The organism is Phenylobacterium sp., assembly GCF_016793225.1.
In the GTDB taxonomy this organism is placed as follows: Bacteria; Pseudomonadota; Alphaproteobacteria; order Caulobacterales; family Caulobacteraceae; genus Phenylobacterium.
Genome location: NZ_JAEUMN010000039.1, coordinates 19,979 through 34,040 on the forward strand (window position 1 = coordinate 19,979; position 14,062 = coordinate 34,040).

The following is a 14,062-nucleotide window of genomic DNA, read 5'->3' on the forward strand; positions in this document are numbered from 1 at the left end:
GATGATGAGGCTCTAAATCAAGGCCTCGAGGGCGTTCGAACGCGCTCCAGGCCTCAGATGCGCCGCTCCAGCCCCTCCCAGAACGGCTCGCGCAGCTTACGCTTGAATATCTTTCCGGAGTCCTCGCGCGGCAGGTCGGCGGCCAGCTCGACGCGGCGCGGAACCTTGTAGCCGGCCACGTGGGCGCGCAGGTAGGCCTTCACCGACGCCTCGTCGAGGTCGGCGCCCGCGGCAGGCTGGACCACGGCGCACACGCCCTCGCCGAACTCCTCGTCGGGGATCCCGAACACGGCGCAGTCGGCGACGCCCGGCATCTTCAGGAGCTCGGCCTCGATCTCGGCCGGATAGATGTTCACGCCGCCGGAGATGATCATGTCCTTGGCGCGATCGCACAGGTAGAGGAACCCGTCCTTGTCGAAGTAGCCGATGTCGCCCGGCGCGATGAGGCCGGCCTTCTCGCTGTCGCGCCGCTTCTGGTCGTCGCCGTGGTAGGTGAAGTCGTTGATGAAGCGGTTGCGCGACACGACCTCGCCCACCTCGCCCTGAGGGACGTCGGCGCCGTCCTTGTCGATGATGCGGACCTCGGCCTCGGGGATCGGCTTGCCGACGGTCCCGGGATGGGCCAGCCACTCCTCGCTGTTGCAGCTGACCACGATGCCGACCTCGGTGGCGCCGTAGTACTCCTCGATCACCGGGCCCCACCATTCGATCATCTCGCGCTTGATCGGCGGCGGGCAGGGCGCGGCGGCGTGCACCACGAACTTCAGCGAGCTGAGGTCGTACTTCCGCTTCACGTCCTCGGGCAGCTTCAGCAGCCGGTGGAACATGATCGGCACCATGTGCAGGTGCGTGACCCGGTGCGTCTCGATGAGCTGGAGCAACTCCTCGGGGTCGAACCGGGGCTGGAGGATCGCCGTGCCGCCCGCCCGCGCCGCGAACAGCCCGTAGGCGTTGGGCGCCGAGTGGTACATCGGGCCGGTGACGACGGTGACCACGTCGGCGGGGTCGCCGAACCCGGAGAAGCCGAAGCCCCGCATGAGCACGCGGCCATAGACCTCGGTCTGCTCCGGCGTCGGCGGCGTGCGGCGCACGCCCTTCGGCCGGCCGGTGGTGCCCGAGGTGTAGATGATGGTTCCACCCCCCTCGGCCGGGGGGCCGGCGTACGGGGCGAACCCCTCCAGCCAGTCGCTCCAGGCGAGCATGCCGGGCGGGACGGGCGCCGGGTCGATGCCGTAGGCCTCGGCGATCTCCGGCGGGGTGGGGACCACCAGGACCGGCACGTCTTTGGGTATCGCCGAGGCGATGCCCGGGATGAGGTCGCCGTGGATGACGATGGCCTTCGCGCCCGAGTTCTCGAACAGGTAGGCGGCCTCGTCGGGCGTGTAGTGCCAGTTCACCGGCGTCGGGTAGGCGCCGAGGATCCCCGCCGCCGTGCTGGCCTCGAAGAACGGGAAGTCGTTGCGCAGGTAGAGCGCGATGAGGTCGCCGTTGCCGATGCCCAGGCTCGCCAGCCCGCTGGCAGCCTTCAGCGCCCGCGCGTTCATGGCCTCGAGGGGCAGCCGGCGGGCCCCGCTGATCAACTCGCCCATGGCCGCCGCCTCACTTCAGGGCCGCCGGGAACTTCGGCAGGCTGTCGAAGTCCTCGGGCACGTGCTCGCGCACCACGCGCGCGTTGGTCCGGGCGGCCAGCGCCTCGGTGGCCTCGTAGCTCTTCAGCGTCTGGGCCCGGTCGGTGTTGAACCGCGGGACCTTCTTGCCCGCGCGGCTCTCGGCGAGGTGCCAGAGGTCGCCTGTCAGAAGCACCGTGCCGGCGCCCTTCAGCTTCAGCTCCAGGATGGTGTGGCCGGGCGTGTGCCCCGGCATCTGGTGGACGACGACGGTGCGGTCGCCGAACACGTCGAGCGACGGGCCCTCCACCAGCCGGGCCTTGGACGCCTCGAGCGCCGAATAGGCGGCGAACTGCGCCGCGGCGGTCCGGGCCTGCGGCCGGAAGGCATAGGTCTTCTCGTCGGGATCCACGATCCAGGTCGAGGCGGAGAACAGGCCGGCGTTGCCGATGTGGTCGAAGTGGCTGTGCGAGATCGAGATGAACTCGATATCCGCCGGAGTCAGGTCGAGCGCGGCCAGCCCGGCGAGCAGCTTGTCCTTCGACGCGGGCGTGCCGGTGTCCCAGACGAGGTCGCCCTTGGGGTGGCGGATCAGGTAGCAGGGCACCACCATGGTGCGGCTAACGCCCTTGTACGAGCCGTCGTCGGCGAAGCCGTCCGCGTCGGGAACCGGAAGGCGGCCGCAGTCGATCGCGTACAGCTCGAGCTGCTTCGGCGGGGCCTTCGCGGCCTGGGCTGCGCCCGCAGCGAGGAACGTCGCGGCCGCGGCGCCGATGAACACGCGGCTCAGGCCGCGGAGTTTCTCATGCATCTTCCTACCCATGGCGCTCTGGTCGGCGCGTCGGAGCCGACCTTGCCGTATGCGGGGCGGCGGCGTCTAGCGGCCTGCGACGGCAAGGGCGATGGCGGCGATCAGCACCGGCGCGATCGCCACCATCCAGACCCCCGCGCGGGCCAGGTCGGCGACCCGCACGCCGGGCACGCTGACGGCGAGCGCCAGCCAGGGCGGCCCCGGGACGATGTAGCCGCCGCCGGACGCGAGCGTGGCGGCGACGGCGAAGGCGACCGGGTCCCCGCCCACGGCGTTGGCCAGGACGACGGCGGCGGGAACCGCGATCGCGGTGCAGGCGAAGTTGTTCACCACCTCGGTCAGCAGGGCGAACCCGGCGACCAGTCCGATGAGCGCCAGCCAGGGCGGCAGTCCGGCGAGACCCGCGAGGGGTTCGGCCATCCACTTCGCCAGGCCCGTCTCGTTCAGGCCGCTCGCCAGGGCGACAGCGGCGCCCATGACGATGAACACCGCCCAGGGCGCGGCCTTCGCGTCGTCCCAGGTCAGGAGCCGCTCGCCCCGGGCCTCGCCGCTCGGCAGCACGAACAGCAGTACGGCCACCGCCAGGACCACGACGGTGTCGGCGAGCTGCGGTGCGAAGGGCTTGATCCACGGCAGGGCGACGAGGCCCGCCAGCGCCGCCAGGGCGACGGCCAGGACGCGGCGCTGGGCGGTCGCCGCCTGCGATCCGTCGCCGAGCGCGGCGGCGAGATCCTGGCGCGCGGGCAGGGCGAGGCGGAAGCGGAACGCCACGCCGGTCAGGACCGCCCAGGCGATCACGAGGCCGGCCAGGGCGAAGGGGAGGCCGTACGCCAGCCATCCGACGAAGGTGATCTCCTCGCCGGTCTGGCGCGCGATGAGGCCTGCGCCGATGGCGTTCGCCGGCGCCGCCACCAGGCTCGCCTGGCTGCCCAGGCCGGCCCCATAGGCCACGGCGATCGCCATGGCGCGGGTGAACCGGCGCGCGTCGGGGGAATCGGGATCCGCCCGCGTGGCGGCGGCGATCAGGGCGGTGGCGGCCTGGAGCATGATGATCGTCACGACGGTGGCGACCATCCACATGCCGAGGAGGGCCGAGGCGATCATCACCGCCAGGACCAGCCGTCGGGGACCGCCGCCGCCCACCCGCACGGCCGCCTGCGCCAGCCTGTGGTGCAGGCCGTATTTGGCGATCGCGATCCCGATCATGGCGCCGCCGAACACGAGCGCCACCAGGGGGGACGCGTACCAGCGGGCGACTTCCTCGGCCGGCGCCACGCCCAGCAGCGGGAAGAAGACCATCGGCGTCACCGCCGTGACGGCCAGCGGCAGGGCCTCGGTCAGCCACCAGATCAGAACCACGGCCAGGACGGCGGCGACGCGCCAGCCTTCCAGGCTCAGGCCCTCCGGCGACGGCGCGAGCAGCATCAGCCCCAAGACCGCGATCCCGGCCGCCAAGCCCCAAGCCTTCATCCGCCCCTCCGCGCCGGCGGCCAAGCTAGAGGAAGCGGCCGGACGGCGTCATCGGGATTCGCCCGGGACGGCGTCGCGCGATGGGGGCGGGGCCTCAGGCGGCGGTGACGGGCAGCCGCAGGAACACGTGGCCGCCCGGCGTGGGCGGGGGCAGGGCGCCGGCCCGGATGTTCACCTGCAGCGACGGCAGGATGAGCGTCGGCGGCGCCAGCGTCGCGTCACGGGCGTTGCGCAGGGCCACGAACTCCGCCTCGCTGACGCCGTCGTGGACGTGCACGTTGCCCGCGCGCTCCTCGGCGACGGTGGTCTCCCATCGGACCTCCGTCCGCCCCGGAGGGAGGTAGTCGTGACCCACGAAGATGCGGGTCTCCGGCGGCAGGCCGAGGATCTTGCGCGTGGACCGGTAGAGCGCCGCGGCGTCGCCGCCGGGGAAGTCGGCCCGGGCTGTCCCGTAGTCGGGCATGAAGAGGGTGTCTCCGACGAAGGCGGCGTCGCCGATGAGGTAGGTGACGCAGGCCGGGGTGTGGCCCGGCGTGTGCAGCACGCGCACCTCGAGACGGCCGAGCGGAAGGACGTCGGTCTCGTCGACCAGGCGGTCGAAGGCGGCGCCGTCCGGCGCCACGTCGTCGGCTTCGAACATGGGGATGAAGCGCTTCTGCACCTCGGTGATGCGCGCGCCGATCACGATCTCGGCGCCCGTCCTGCGGCGGATATGGTCGGCGGCCGAGAGGTGATCGGCGTGGGCGTGGGTTTCCAGCACATAGCGTAGGTCCAGGCCCTGATCGGCCACCGCCGCAAGGACCGCGTCGGCCGAGCCGGTCGAAAGACGGGCGCCCTTCGGCTCGAAATCGAGGACCGGGTCGATCACGGCGGCGGCGCCCGTGTCCGGGTCGCTGACCAGATAGGTGGCGGTCGATGTGGCGGGGTCGAAGAACGCTTGAACGCGGGGTTGCATGGCTTGAGCCTCCTGCAGCATGGTCCATACATATTAGCACTTGCTAAATTAGCAATACCTAATATATGAGCCTCATGTTCGATCTCGCGAACTTCGACATCGCCCGGTTCGAGGCCAGCGCCGCAGAGGCCGCCAAGCTCCTGCGCGCGCTCGCCAACGAGCGTCGGCTGATGATCCTGTGCCAGCTGGCCGACGGCGAGCGCTCGGTCGGGGAGCTTCTGCCCCTGGTCGGCCTCTCCCAGTCGGCCCTTTCTCAGCACCTCGCGGTGCTCAGGGAAGAGGGCGTCGTGGCGACCCGTCGCGAGGCCCAGACGGTGCGCTACCGGATCGCAGACCCGGCCGCGGTCCGGGTGGTGACGACGCTCGCCGAGATCTTCTGCCCCCCAGACATGAGGTCCCCCGATGCAAGCCGCCCTGATTCCCCTCAAGCCGGGCGAGGTGGCTGAGCGCCTGACGCGGCGCGAGGCCGTTCTCGTCGACATCCGCGAACCCGATGAGTTCGCGCGCCGGCACGTGCCCGGCGCCCTCTCACGGCCGCTATCGGCTTTCGAAGACGCCCACCTCAGGGTCGAGCCGGGCCGTGACGTGGTGTTCACCTGCCGGACGGGCATGCGGACCGGCGCGAACTGCGACCGCCTGGCCGCCGCCGTCGACGGCTCCGCCTTCGTCCTGGAAGGGGGCGTCGACGCCTGGGCCCAGGCCAACCTCCCCGTCGCCGAAGACCGCAAGGCGCCGCTGGAGATCATCCGCCAGGTTCAGATCGGCGCCGGCGGGCTGGTGCTCGCGGGCCTGGCGCTCGGCTGGCTCGTCCACCCGGGCTTCCTGCTGCTCTCCGCCTTCGTGGGCGCCGGCCTGACGCTCGCGGGCGTCACCGGCTTCTGCGGCATGGCCCGCCTCCTGGCGCTGGCGCCCTGGAACCGCCGCGCCGCCTGAGGACGCCATGGACCCGATCGCCGCCTACCTCGCCGCCACGGCCAGCGGCGCCCTCGTCGGCCTCCTGCTCGGGGTGTTCGGCGGCGGCGGCTCGGTGCTGGCGACCCCGCTCCTGATCTACGCGGTGGGCGTCAGCGATCCCCATGTGGCGATCGGAACCTCCGCCGCCGCGGTGGCGGTCAACGCGCTCGCGGGCCTCGCCATGCAGGCCCGCGCAGGCCGGGTGAAGTGGCCGTGCGCGCTCGTGTTCGGCGCGGCGGGCCTCGCCGGCTCGCTGACCGGCGCGCATCTGGCCAAGCAGATGGACGGGCAGGCGCTGCTGCTCTGGTTCGCCGCCGCCATGGCGCTGATCGGCGGCTCCATGCTGCTGCCGCGCCGCGACGCGGGCGACCCCGACGTGCACCTGACGCCGCCGCTGGTCCTGCGCCTCGCGCCGGCAGGCCTCGCCACGGGCCTGGCGGCGGGCTTCTTCGGCATCGGCGGCGGCTTCCTGATCGTGCCGGGCCTGATGGCCGCCACCGGCATGACGCTGGCGCACGCCGCGGCGTCGTCCCTGGTTTCGGTGGCCCTGTTCGGCGCGGCCACCAGCGCGAGCTACGCGGCGTCCGGCCTCGTGGACTGGGGGCTTTTCGCCGCGCTCGTGGCGGGGGGCGCCGGCGGCGTCCTGGCCGCGGGTCCGCTGGCGCGGCATCTGGCCGGCCGCGCCGACCTGGCGCGGCGGATCTTCGCCGTGATGGTGATCGCCGTGGCGGGCTACGTGGCCTTCCGGACGATCTAGACCATGCCCGCCTTGCGCAGCGACTGGTAGGCCTTGATCACCCGTTGCAGGCGGTGCTCGCCCGAGCGGTCGCCGTTGTTCGCGTCGGGGTGCAGGCGGCGCACCAGCTCGGTGTAGCGGGCGCGGATCTTGGGGCCGTCGGCGTCCTCGTCCAGGTCCAGGTCCGCCAGCGCGTTGCGCTCGATCTTGCCCAGCCGCCGGGCCTCGGGCTCGGGTTTCCGCTGCGGGCCGCCCCCGAACATGTTGAAGGGATCGCGGTACCCCTGGCCGGAGCCGAACTTCGCCGTGAAGGCGGCGGCCTCGCGGCTCATGCGGCCGGCCTTCATCTCCCAGGTGGGCCGCCCGCCGGTCATCATCTCTTCCTGCTGGCGGCGTCGGACCTCGGCCTCGGGCAGGCCGGCGAAGAAGTTCCAGTTGCGATTGTACTCGGCCGCGTGCGGCTGGCAGAACCAGTAGTGCTCGTGCAGCATGTCGCGCGCCTTCGGCGCCCGCGCGGTGGCCGCCCGGCGGCAACCGGGGTGGTCGCAGGCCCGCTCGCCGGGCTTCAGGGCATGCACGTCCTGCGCCGACTCGTCGTTGTCCGACGGGGGGCGGACGCGGATGTCCACGAACTTCGGCTTGTATTGAAACGCGCCCGGCATAAGCCAAGTATGAGGCGCAGAAACTTCCGTACAAGAATTGAAGGTGTCAGCGATGGGCGCCATATTCGATGCCATCCGAGACAAGCTGACGACGGCGTTCGAGCCCACACGGCTCGAGATCGTCGACGACTCCAGCCGGCACGCGGGACACGCCGGCGCGCGCGAGGGCGGCGAAAGCCACTTCAATGTGACGATCGAGTCCCAGGCGTTCGCGGGGACGCCGCGGGTGGCGCGCCAGCGCATGGTCTACAAGGCGCTGGACGAGGAGCTCGCGGGCCCGGTCCACGCGCTTTCGGTGAAGGCGCTCGCGCCCGGCGAAAGCTGAGCGCGCCAATAGTCGGAGCCGCCCACGCGGTCCCGAAACGTCGGGAGGATGCGGTGAAGACGACCATCACGGTCAACGGACAGGCGCGGTCGCTCGACCTCGATCCTCGCACGACCCTGCTCGATGCGCTGCGCGAGCATCTCAGGCTCACCGGCGCCAAGAAGGGCTGCGATCATGGGCAGTGCGGCGCCTGCACGGTGCTGGTGAACGGCGTGCGCATCAACGCCTGCCTCTCGCTCGCCGTGATGCACGATGGGGACGAGGTCCTCTCGATCGAGGGCGTCGGCGCGCCCGGCAGCCTCCATCCGGTACAGCAGGCGTTCCTCAGCCAGGACGCCTTCCAGTGCGGCTACTGCACCCCGGGCCAGATCTGCTCCACCCTGGGCCTGCTGGCCGAGATCGCCGCCGGACACCCCAGCCAGGAGACGCCATCCGACGCGCCCCCGGTGCTGAGCGACGCCGAGATCCGCGAGCGCATGAGCGGGAACATCTGCCGCTGCTCGGCCTATCCGCAGATCGTCGCGGCCATCCGCCAGGCCGCCGAGGCGCTCGCGTGAGGCCCTTCACCTACGAACGCGCCGCCGACGCCCGCGCGGCGGTGAAGTCGGCGTCCGAGACGCCCGGGGCGAGGTTCATCGCCGGCGGCACCAATCTGCTCGACCTGATGAAGCTCGAGATCGAGCGGCCGCAGCACCTGATCGACGTGGGACGGTTGCCCATGGCGGAGATCGAGGACACGCCGGATGGCGGGCTGCGCCTCGGCGCCGTCGCCTCGAACACGGCCGTGGCGGCGGATTCCCGGGTCCGCGGGCGCTACCCGGTGCTGTCGCAGGCGATCGTCGCGGGCGGCTCGCCACAGCTGCGCAACAAGGCGACCGTCGCCGGCAACCTGCTGCAGCGGACCCGCTGCGCCTACTTCTACGACACCTCCAAGCCCTGCAACAAACGCGAGCCCGGCTCGGGATGCGGCGCCCTTGAGGGGCTCAACCGCAACGCCGCCATCTTTGGCGCCAGCCACGCCTGCATCGCCACCCACACGTCCGACATGGCCGTGGCGCTCGTCGCGCTGGACGCGCGCGTCGAGACGCTGACGCCGTCGGGCCAGGCGCGCAGCTTCCCGATCCTGGAGCTGCACCGTCTGCCGGGCGAGACCCCGCACCTGGAGACCCACCTGGTCCCCGGCGAGCTGATCACCGCGGTGGCCCTGCCGCCCCCGCCGCCGGGCGGGCAGACCTACCGGAAGGTGCGCGACCGCGCGTCCTACGCCGGAGGGCTGGCCAGCGTCGCCGTGGCGGGCGGCGCCCTTGCGCTCGGCATGGTCGCCCACAAGCCGTGGCGGGCGGTCGATGCGGAGGCGGCGCTGGCTTCCGGCGCGTCGCCCTCGGAGGCCATGGCGCGCGAACTGGCGGGGGCGTCCTCCGCCGGCCGCAACGACTTCAAGATCCCGCTGGTCGCGCGCCTGGGCGCCGCGGCCATCGGCGAAGCCCGGGAGGGCGCGCGATGAGCTCGGTCAGCGACTGGGATGTCCCCAACCCGGTGAAGGAGAACCGCTCGGGCCTGATCGGCAAGGGCGTCGACCGGTACGAGGGCCCGCTAAAGGTCACGGGCACAGCGCCCTACGCCTACGAGGTGCAGCCTCCGTCGCCGCCGGCCTACGGCGTCATGGTCGGTGCGACCATCGCGGCCGGCCGCATCACCGACGTCGATACGGCCGCGGCCGAGGCCTCGCCCGGCGTCCTGGCCGTCTGGACGCACCGCAACGTCCCGGCGCAGCCGCCGCGGGGGACGAAGGCGCATCCGCGCAGCACCGCCGGCTCGAAACCGGCCCTCGAAAGCGACCGGGTCACCTACTGGGGCCAGCCGGTCGCCTTCGTCGTGGCCGACACGCTGGAGAACGCGGTCGCCGCCTCGCACATGGTGCAGCTGACCTACGCCGCCGACGCGCCTGACGTGGACTTCCAGGCCCGCCTCGGGGACGCCGTGGATCCGCCGGGCGAGAAGGACGTCGAGGTCGGCGATTTCCAGGCTGGCTTCGAAGGGTCTCCGGTCCGGCTTGACGAGACCTGGTCCACGCCGATCCAGAACCACGTCCAGATGGAGCCCTGCGCCTCGCTGGCGTGGTGGGAAGGACCGGACCGCTGCATCGCCCACACCTCGGTGCAGATGGTGAAGCCGGCCCAGCACGGCCTGGCCGAGACCCTGGGCATCGACCGCGACGCGGTGCACCTGATGACGCGGTACATCGGCGGCGGCTTCGGCGGGAAGGGCCAGACCTACGACGACCTGACCCTGGCCGCGCTGGCCGCCCGCGCCCTGGGGCGGCCGGTGAAGGTGGCCTTCACGCGCCAGCAGATGATGCACGGCACGATCCACCGGCCGGCGACGGTGATGCGCGTGCGCCTGGGGGCCGAGCGCGACGGGCGGCTGAACGCCATGTCGATCATGACCTGGACGCACTGCCATTCGGACGGGAGCTTCACAGAGCATGCGTCGAACTTCGCCCGGTCCCTCTACGCTGCGCCGAACCGGCTGACCGGTCACCGGCTGGTGCGGCTCGACCTGCCGCACGCTGGTCCGATGCGCGCCCCGGGCGAGGCCTCGGGCACGCTCAGCCTCGAATGCGCCATGGACGAACTGGCCGAGACGCTGGGCCTGGATCCGGTGGAGCTGCGGATCCGCAACGAGCCCGAGGTGGACCCTGAGAATGGGCGGCCCTTCTCCCAGCGCCAGTTGGTCCGCTGCCTGAAGGAAGGGGCGCAGCTGTTCGGATGGGACCGCCGGCTGCCGACGCCGGGCCAGGTCCGCGACGGCCGGTGGCTGGTGGGGCTGGGCATGGCCGCCGCCATCCGCGGCAACTTCCTGCTGCCGGCCAAGTGCAGCTTCTCGGTCGACGCCGACGGCGTCATCACCGTCCGCCAGGGCATGACTGACATCGGCACCGGGACCTACACCGTGCTGGCCCAGATCGCTGCCGAGACCCTGGGCGTGCCGCTGGGCCAGGTCGTGGTCGAGATCGGGGATTCCGAACTGCCCCCGGCGCCCGGCTCGGGCGGTCAGTTCGGCGCGGCGACGGCCGGGTCGGCGGCCCTCGCCGCCGGCGTGAACCTCCGCAAGGCGATCGCCGATCTTGCGGTGAACGATCCCGGCTCCCCGCTGCATGGGGGAGATTCCGCCTCAGTCACCTTCCAGGACGGCGTCGTGGCGCTGGAGAACCGGTCGGAGACGCTCCGCGACCTCGTCCGGCGCGCCGCGCCCGCGGGCCTGACGGTCGAAGGGGAGATCCGCCCGGCCCAGGACGCGCAGCGCTGGAGCACCCAGACCTACGGCGCCCACTTCTGCGAGGTGGGCGTGGATCCGGTGACCGGGGAGGTGCGGGTGCGCCGGATGCTGGGCGTGTTCGCCGCCGGCCGCATCCTCAACGCCAAGACGGCGCGCAGCCAGCTGACGGGCGGCATGATCTGGGGCGTCGCCTCGGCGCTGACCGAGGGCAATGCGGTGGACCCGCGCTATGGGTCCCTGATCAACCAGGATCTCGCCCAGTACCTGGTGCCGGTCCAGGCCGACATCGGCGACCTGGAGGCGATCATGCTCGACGAGGTGGACGACAAGGCCAACCCCATGGGGATCAAGGGCGTCGGCGAGCTCGGCAATTCGGGCGCGGGCGCGGCCGTCGCCAACGCCGTCTACAACGCCTGCGGCGTGCGCCTGCGCGACTATCCGATCACGCCCGACAAGCTCCTCGCCGGCCTCATCGCCGCCGGGCGTTGACGCGCGGGTCGCGGTGCGGCGAACGTCGGCGGGCGTTTCCGGGAGTTGGTCATGGTCGACGCCTTCCACCACGGCACGGTTCATCGGGCGGGGGACGATCTCCAGGCGGCCCTTCGAGCGGACCCCGACATCCTCCTGCTGTGGGAGCGCCTGACGCCCCTCGGGCGGAACGAGTTCATCTGCTGGGTCGACGACGCCAAACAGGCCGCGACGCGTCGCCGCCGCATCGAGCGGACCGCCGCCGAACTGCGGGAGGGGAAGAAACGGCCGTGCTGCTGGCCGGGCTGCATTCACCGCGACGACAAGGCGCCGGGCCGGTGGCGACAGGCCATGCTGAACGAGCGCGAGGCGAAGCGGCGCCCGAAGACCGGCTGACGCGAGCTCCGCGCGCCGGGCGCCGTCGATGCCGCTTCTGCAGAGCGGTTATGCGCAAACCGGCGTAGCCGAGCCGCCAGCTTAACAATATCTCCTCACCTGCCGGTGATGATGCCGGCGGACGAGGAGACTTCCGGACGTGAAGCTGCTGCTGAGCGCAGTCGTGTTCGCAGGTTCGCTGGGCCTTCTGCTCAGCGACCGGGCCGCGAGCGCCTTCCCGTACCTCTAGGCGCTGGTCGCGGTGCGCAGCTCGCCCAGCACGCGCGCCAGGTCGCCCTCGCGGAACGGCTTCTGGAGGACCGGCGAGCCCCGGTCCACATCCCGCAGACCCGCATCGCCGTAGCCGGTCGCGAACGCGAACGGCGCGCCCTTCTCCCGGAGCAGGTCGGCCAGGGGGAAGATCGGCTGACCGCCCAGGTTCACGTCGAGGACCGCGCAGTCGAGCTCGGCCTCCCTCGCCAGTTCCATGGCTTCGTCGAGACGCGAGGCCGGGCCGACCACGGTGCAGCCCAGGTCGCTCAGCATGTCCTCGATCAGCATGGACACCATCATCTCGTCCTCGACCACGAGGACGCGCAGGCCTTCTAGGTTAGCCTGGGTGTTCATTGCACGCACTCCGACACCAGGGGCCGCTTGGGGGGGATTGGGCCCTGTCGGAGCCTGTCTAGAGGATGCGTGACGGGTTGTCGCGTCAACCATTGCGGCACAGCTGCTTCCCCTCGCATCGTCGCGGGCCGCACGGACCCCCGTTGCCTGAACGGCGAAGCTTCATGGTGGTTCCCGCGATGATGGGTCGCGGCGGGTGCGACCCGGCGTCTTGGTGTTTGGGAAACCTTCTTGCTGCACAACCTGGCCTTGAGCGAGGGCCAACCCATGTTTGATTTCACCGTGCGTGCGCGAAGCGGCCACTGGGTCCTGCAGGACGCCGAGGCCGGCGACCTCGGGGCCTACGAGACGCGTGACGAGGCGTTGGCGGCGGCCAGCGACTGGGTCCGGCTCATCGACATGCCCTGGCCGGTGCTGGTCTGCGACGACGAGGGCGAGTGGGCCCAGACCCTGGTGGAGCCGTCGCGGCCGCACTGACGTCCGCCCCGGCCGAACATTACGGCGCGTTTAAGTATTAAGTCGCTGTAATTATCTTAAATCGGTGTCATTACTCGGTATTAACGGGCGCTGAGCCGCGTCCGGAAGTATTCGTTTCCTTGCCGGCGGACAACACCGTCGGACGCGCAACCGCTCCGAAGGAAACGACCATGATGTACATCGCCACCCGCATCTCCGGCGTCGCCATGCTGGCGCTCGCGGCCCTCCCCATCGCCGCGCTGCCCGCCTCGGCCCTCGCCGCCACCACAGTGAAGGTGTCCGACCTCAACCTGCTCTCCCCGCAGGGTCAGGCCGCCTTCGAACAGCGCGCTGACCAGGCGGCCCGCAACTACTGCGGCGCCGTGTACAGCCTGAACCAGCGCGCCGCCTGCCGCGTCGCGGTCAGGGCCGAGCTCGCCGAGAAGGTCGCGGTCGTTCGCGCCGCCCAGCTCGAGCGCGCTTCCACCTTCGCCGCCCGCTAGCTCTCCCTTCGAGCGGACGTGCGAAACGGGCCCGCGGCCGCCCCAGCCGCGGGCCCTATCGCATCTCGACCGCCTTGGCCTCAGGCGGCGTCCACCAGGACGATTTCGGCGTCCTCGAGCGCCGTCACGCGAAGGACCTCCTCGTCCTTCACCGCCGCCCCGTCCCGGGCGTTCAGCCGGACCCCGTTGACCTCCACGGCGCCCGCCGCGGGCACCAGGTAGGCGTGGCGGTTCCGACCCAGCCGATACTCCGTCGTCTCGCCCGCCTTCAGGGTCGCGCCCGCGACCCGGGCGTCCGTGCGGATGGGCAGGGCGTCCTCGTCACCGTCGATCCCGCTCGCCAGGGTCACGAAGCGGCCGGCCCGGTCGCCCTTCGGGAAGGGCCTTGCGCCCCAGCTGGGAGCGCCCCCGCGGGCGGTCGGTTCGATCCAGATCTGGAACAGCGTCGTGGTCTCCGGCTCGAGGTTGTACTCGGCGTGGCGGATGCCGCTGCCGGCGCTCATCACCTGGACGTCCCCGGCTTCGGTCCGCCCTCGGTTGCCCAGGCTGTCCTCGTGGGTCACCGCGCCTTTCCGCACATAGGTGACGATCTCCATGTCGGCGTGCGGATGCGGCGGGAAGCCGGAGTTCGGCGCGATCTCGTCGTCGTTCCAGACCCGTATCGGCCCCCACCCCATGTTGTCGGGGTCGTAGTAGTTCGCGAACGAGAAATGGTGGCGGGCCTTTAGCCAGCCGTGGTCCGCGCCGCCCAGGCGCGCGAAAGGCCTTCTGTCGATCATCGTACCGTCTCCCGCCGACGCCCGTGCGTCGGCCTTCGGCGAACAAGATAGTGTA

Annotated in this window: 17 protein-coding genes; 10 read left to right on the forward strand and 7 right to left on the reverse strand. The window is 71.5% G+C overall.

Annotation, left to right across the window (positions count from 1 at the left end; all coding sequences use genetic code 11):
• Positions 1-53: 53 nt before the first annotated feature.
• The 4 genes from JNK30_RS04260 to JNK30_RS04275 all read right to left on the reverse strand — a co-directional run bounded on the left by JNK30_RS04260 (position 54) and on the right by JNK30_RS04275 (position 4,843).
• Positions 54-1,589 carry an acyl-CoA synthetase gene (locus JNK30_RS04260; protein ID WP_293480500.1) on the reverse strand — a complete coding sequence of 512 codons (1,536 nt, stop codon included), beginning with the start codon at positions 1,587-1,589 and terminating at the stop codon, positions 54-56.
• 10 nt (positions 1,590-1,599) lie between these two features.
• Positions 1,600-2,418: an N-acyl homoserine lactonase family protein gene (locus JNK30_RS04265; RefSeq protein WP_293480502.1), complete on the reverse strand. Its 819-nt coding sequence runs from the start codon at positions 2,416-2,418 to the stop codon at positions 1,600-1,602.
• A 66-nt stretch (positions 2,419-2,484) separates the two neighbouring features.
• The gene (locus JNK30_RS04270; protein WP_293480504.1) at positions 2,485-3,888 is read right to left on the reverse strand and encodes an SLC13 family permease; all 1,404 of its coding nucleotides are present in this window, start codon (positions 3,886-3,888) and stop codon (positions 2,485-2,487) included.
• Between the two features lie 94 nt (positions 3,889-3,982).
• Positions 3,983-4,843 carry an MBL fold metallo-hydrolase gene (locus JNK30_RS04275; RefSeq protein WP_293480506.1) on the reverse strand — a complete coding sequence of 287 codons (861 nt, stop codon included), beginning with the start codon at positions 4,841-4,843 and terminating at the stop codon, positions 3,983-3,985.
• A 74-nt stretch (positions 4,844-4,917) separates the two neighbouring features.
• Between JNK30_RS04275 and JNK30_RS04280 the strand changes: the two genes are divergently transcribed.
• The 3 genes from JNK30_RS04280 to JNK30_RS04290 are packed head-to-tail and all read left to right on the forward strand — an operon-like array spanning position 4,918 to position 6,554.
• Positions 4,918-5,289, forward strand: coding sequence for a helix-turn-helix transcriptional regulator (locus JNK30_RS04280; protein WP_293480508.1), 372 nt, complete (start codon positions 4,918-4,920; stop codon positions 5,287-5,289).
• A complete protein-coding gene (locus JNK30_RS04285) occupies positions 5,246-5,776 on the forward strand; it encodes a rhodanese family protein (protein WP_293480509.1) in 531 nt (176 codons plus the stop codon). The genes JNK30_RS04280 and JNK30_RS04285 overlap by 44 nt, the downstream gene beginning before the upstream one ends.
• A 7-nt stretch (positions 5,777-5,783) precedes the next feature.
• Positions 5,784-6,554, forward strand: coding sequence for a sulfite exporter TauE/SafE family protein (locus JNK30_RS04290; RefSeq protein ID WP_293480511.1), 771 nt, complete (start codon positions 5,784-5,786; stop codon positions 6,552-6,554).
• Here JNK30_RS04290 and JNK30_RS04295 read toward each other — a convergent pair.
• On the reverse strand, positions 6,551-7,195 hold the full coding sequence (locus JNK30_RS04295) for a J domain-containing protein (RefSeq protein WP_293480512.1): 645 nt from the start codon (positions 7,193-7,195) through the stop codon (positions 6,551-6,553). The two genes, JNK30_RS04290 and JNK30_RS04295, sit on opposite strands and share 4 nt — an antisense overlap.
• A 52-nt stretch (positions 7,196-7,247) precedes the next feature.
• On the opposite strand from JNK30_RS04295, the gene JNK30_RS04300 reads away from it, so the two are divergent.
• Genes JNK30_RS04300 through JNK30_RS04320 form a run of 5 tightly spaced genes read left to right on the forward strand, consistent with a single transcriptional unit; the run spans position 7,248 to position 11,663 of the window.
• The gene (locus JNK30_RS04300; protein ID WP_293480514.1) at positions 7,248-7,520 is read left to right on the forward strand and encodes a BolA family transcriptional regulator; all 273 of its coding nucleotides are present in this window, start codon (positions 7,248-7,250) and stop codon (positions 7,518-7,520) included.
• Positions 7,521-7,573: 53 nt separating this feature from the next.
• Positions 7,574-8,077 (forward strand): 2Fe-2S iron-sulfur cluster-binding protein, encoded by a 504-nt coding sequence (locus JNK30_RS04305; protein WP_293480516.1) that lies wholly within the window; start codon positions 7,574-7,576, stop codon positions 8,075-8,077.
• Complete coding sequence (locus tag JNK30_RS04310) at positions 8,074-9,024, forward strand: xanthine dehydrogenase family protein subunit M (protein ID WP_293480518.1); 951 nt, start codon at positions 8,074-8,076, stop codon at positions 9,022-9,024. Before JNK30_RS04305 ends, JNK30_RS04310 begins: the two co-directional genes overlap by 4 nt.
• The gene (locus tag JNK30_RS04315) at positions 9,021-11,288 is read left to right on the forward strand and encodes a xanthine dehydrogenase family protein molybdopterin-binding subunit (protein WP_293480520.1); all 2,268 of its coding nucleotides are present in this window, start codon (positions 9,021-9,023) and stop codon (positions 11,286-11,288) included. Before JNK30_RS04310 ends, JNK30_RS04315 begins: the two co-directional genes overlap by 4 nt.
• A gap of 51 nt (positions 11,289-11,339) precedes the next feature.
• On the forward strand, positions 11,340-11,663 hold the full coding sequence (locus tag JNK30_RS04320; RefSeq protein WP_293480522.1) for a YdeI/OmpD-associated family protein: 324 nt from the start codon (positions 11,340-11,342) through the stop codon (positions 11,661-11,663).
• Positions 11,664-11,888: 225 nt separating this feature from the next.
• Here the strand turns inward: JNK30_RS04320 and JNK30_RS04325 are convergent, their stop codons facing one another.
• Positions 11,889-12,269, reverse strand: a complete 381-nt coding sequence (locus tag JNK30_RS04325) for a response regulator (protein WP_293480524.1) — start codon at positions 12,267-12,269, stop codon at positions 11,889-11,891.
• Positions 12,270-12,536: 267 nt separating this feature from the next.
• On the opposite strand from JNK30_RS04325, the gene JNK30_RS04330 reads away from it, so the two are divergent.
• Complete coding sequence (locus JNK30_RS04330; RefSeq protein ID WP_293480526.1) at positions 12,537-12,746, forward strand: hypothetical protein; 210 nt, start codon at positions 12,537-12,539, stop codon at positions 12,744-12,746.
• A 170-nt stretch (positions 12,747-12,916) separates the two neighbouring features.
• A complete protein-coding gene (locus JNK30_RS04335) occupies positions 12,917-13,228 on the forward strand; it encodes a UrcA family protein (protein WP_293480528.1) in 312 nt (103 codons plus the stop codon).
• Between the two features lie 80 nt (positions 13,229-13,308).
• Here JNK30_RS04335 and JNK30_RS04340 read toward each other — a convergent pair whose 3' ends face one another.
• Positions 13,309-14,007, reverse strand: coding sequence for a pirin family protein (locus JNK30_RS04340; RefSeq protein WP_293480530.1), 699 nt, complete (start codon positions 14,005-14,007; stop codon positions 13,309-13,311).
• Positions 14,008-14,062 lie beyond the last annotated feature (55 nt).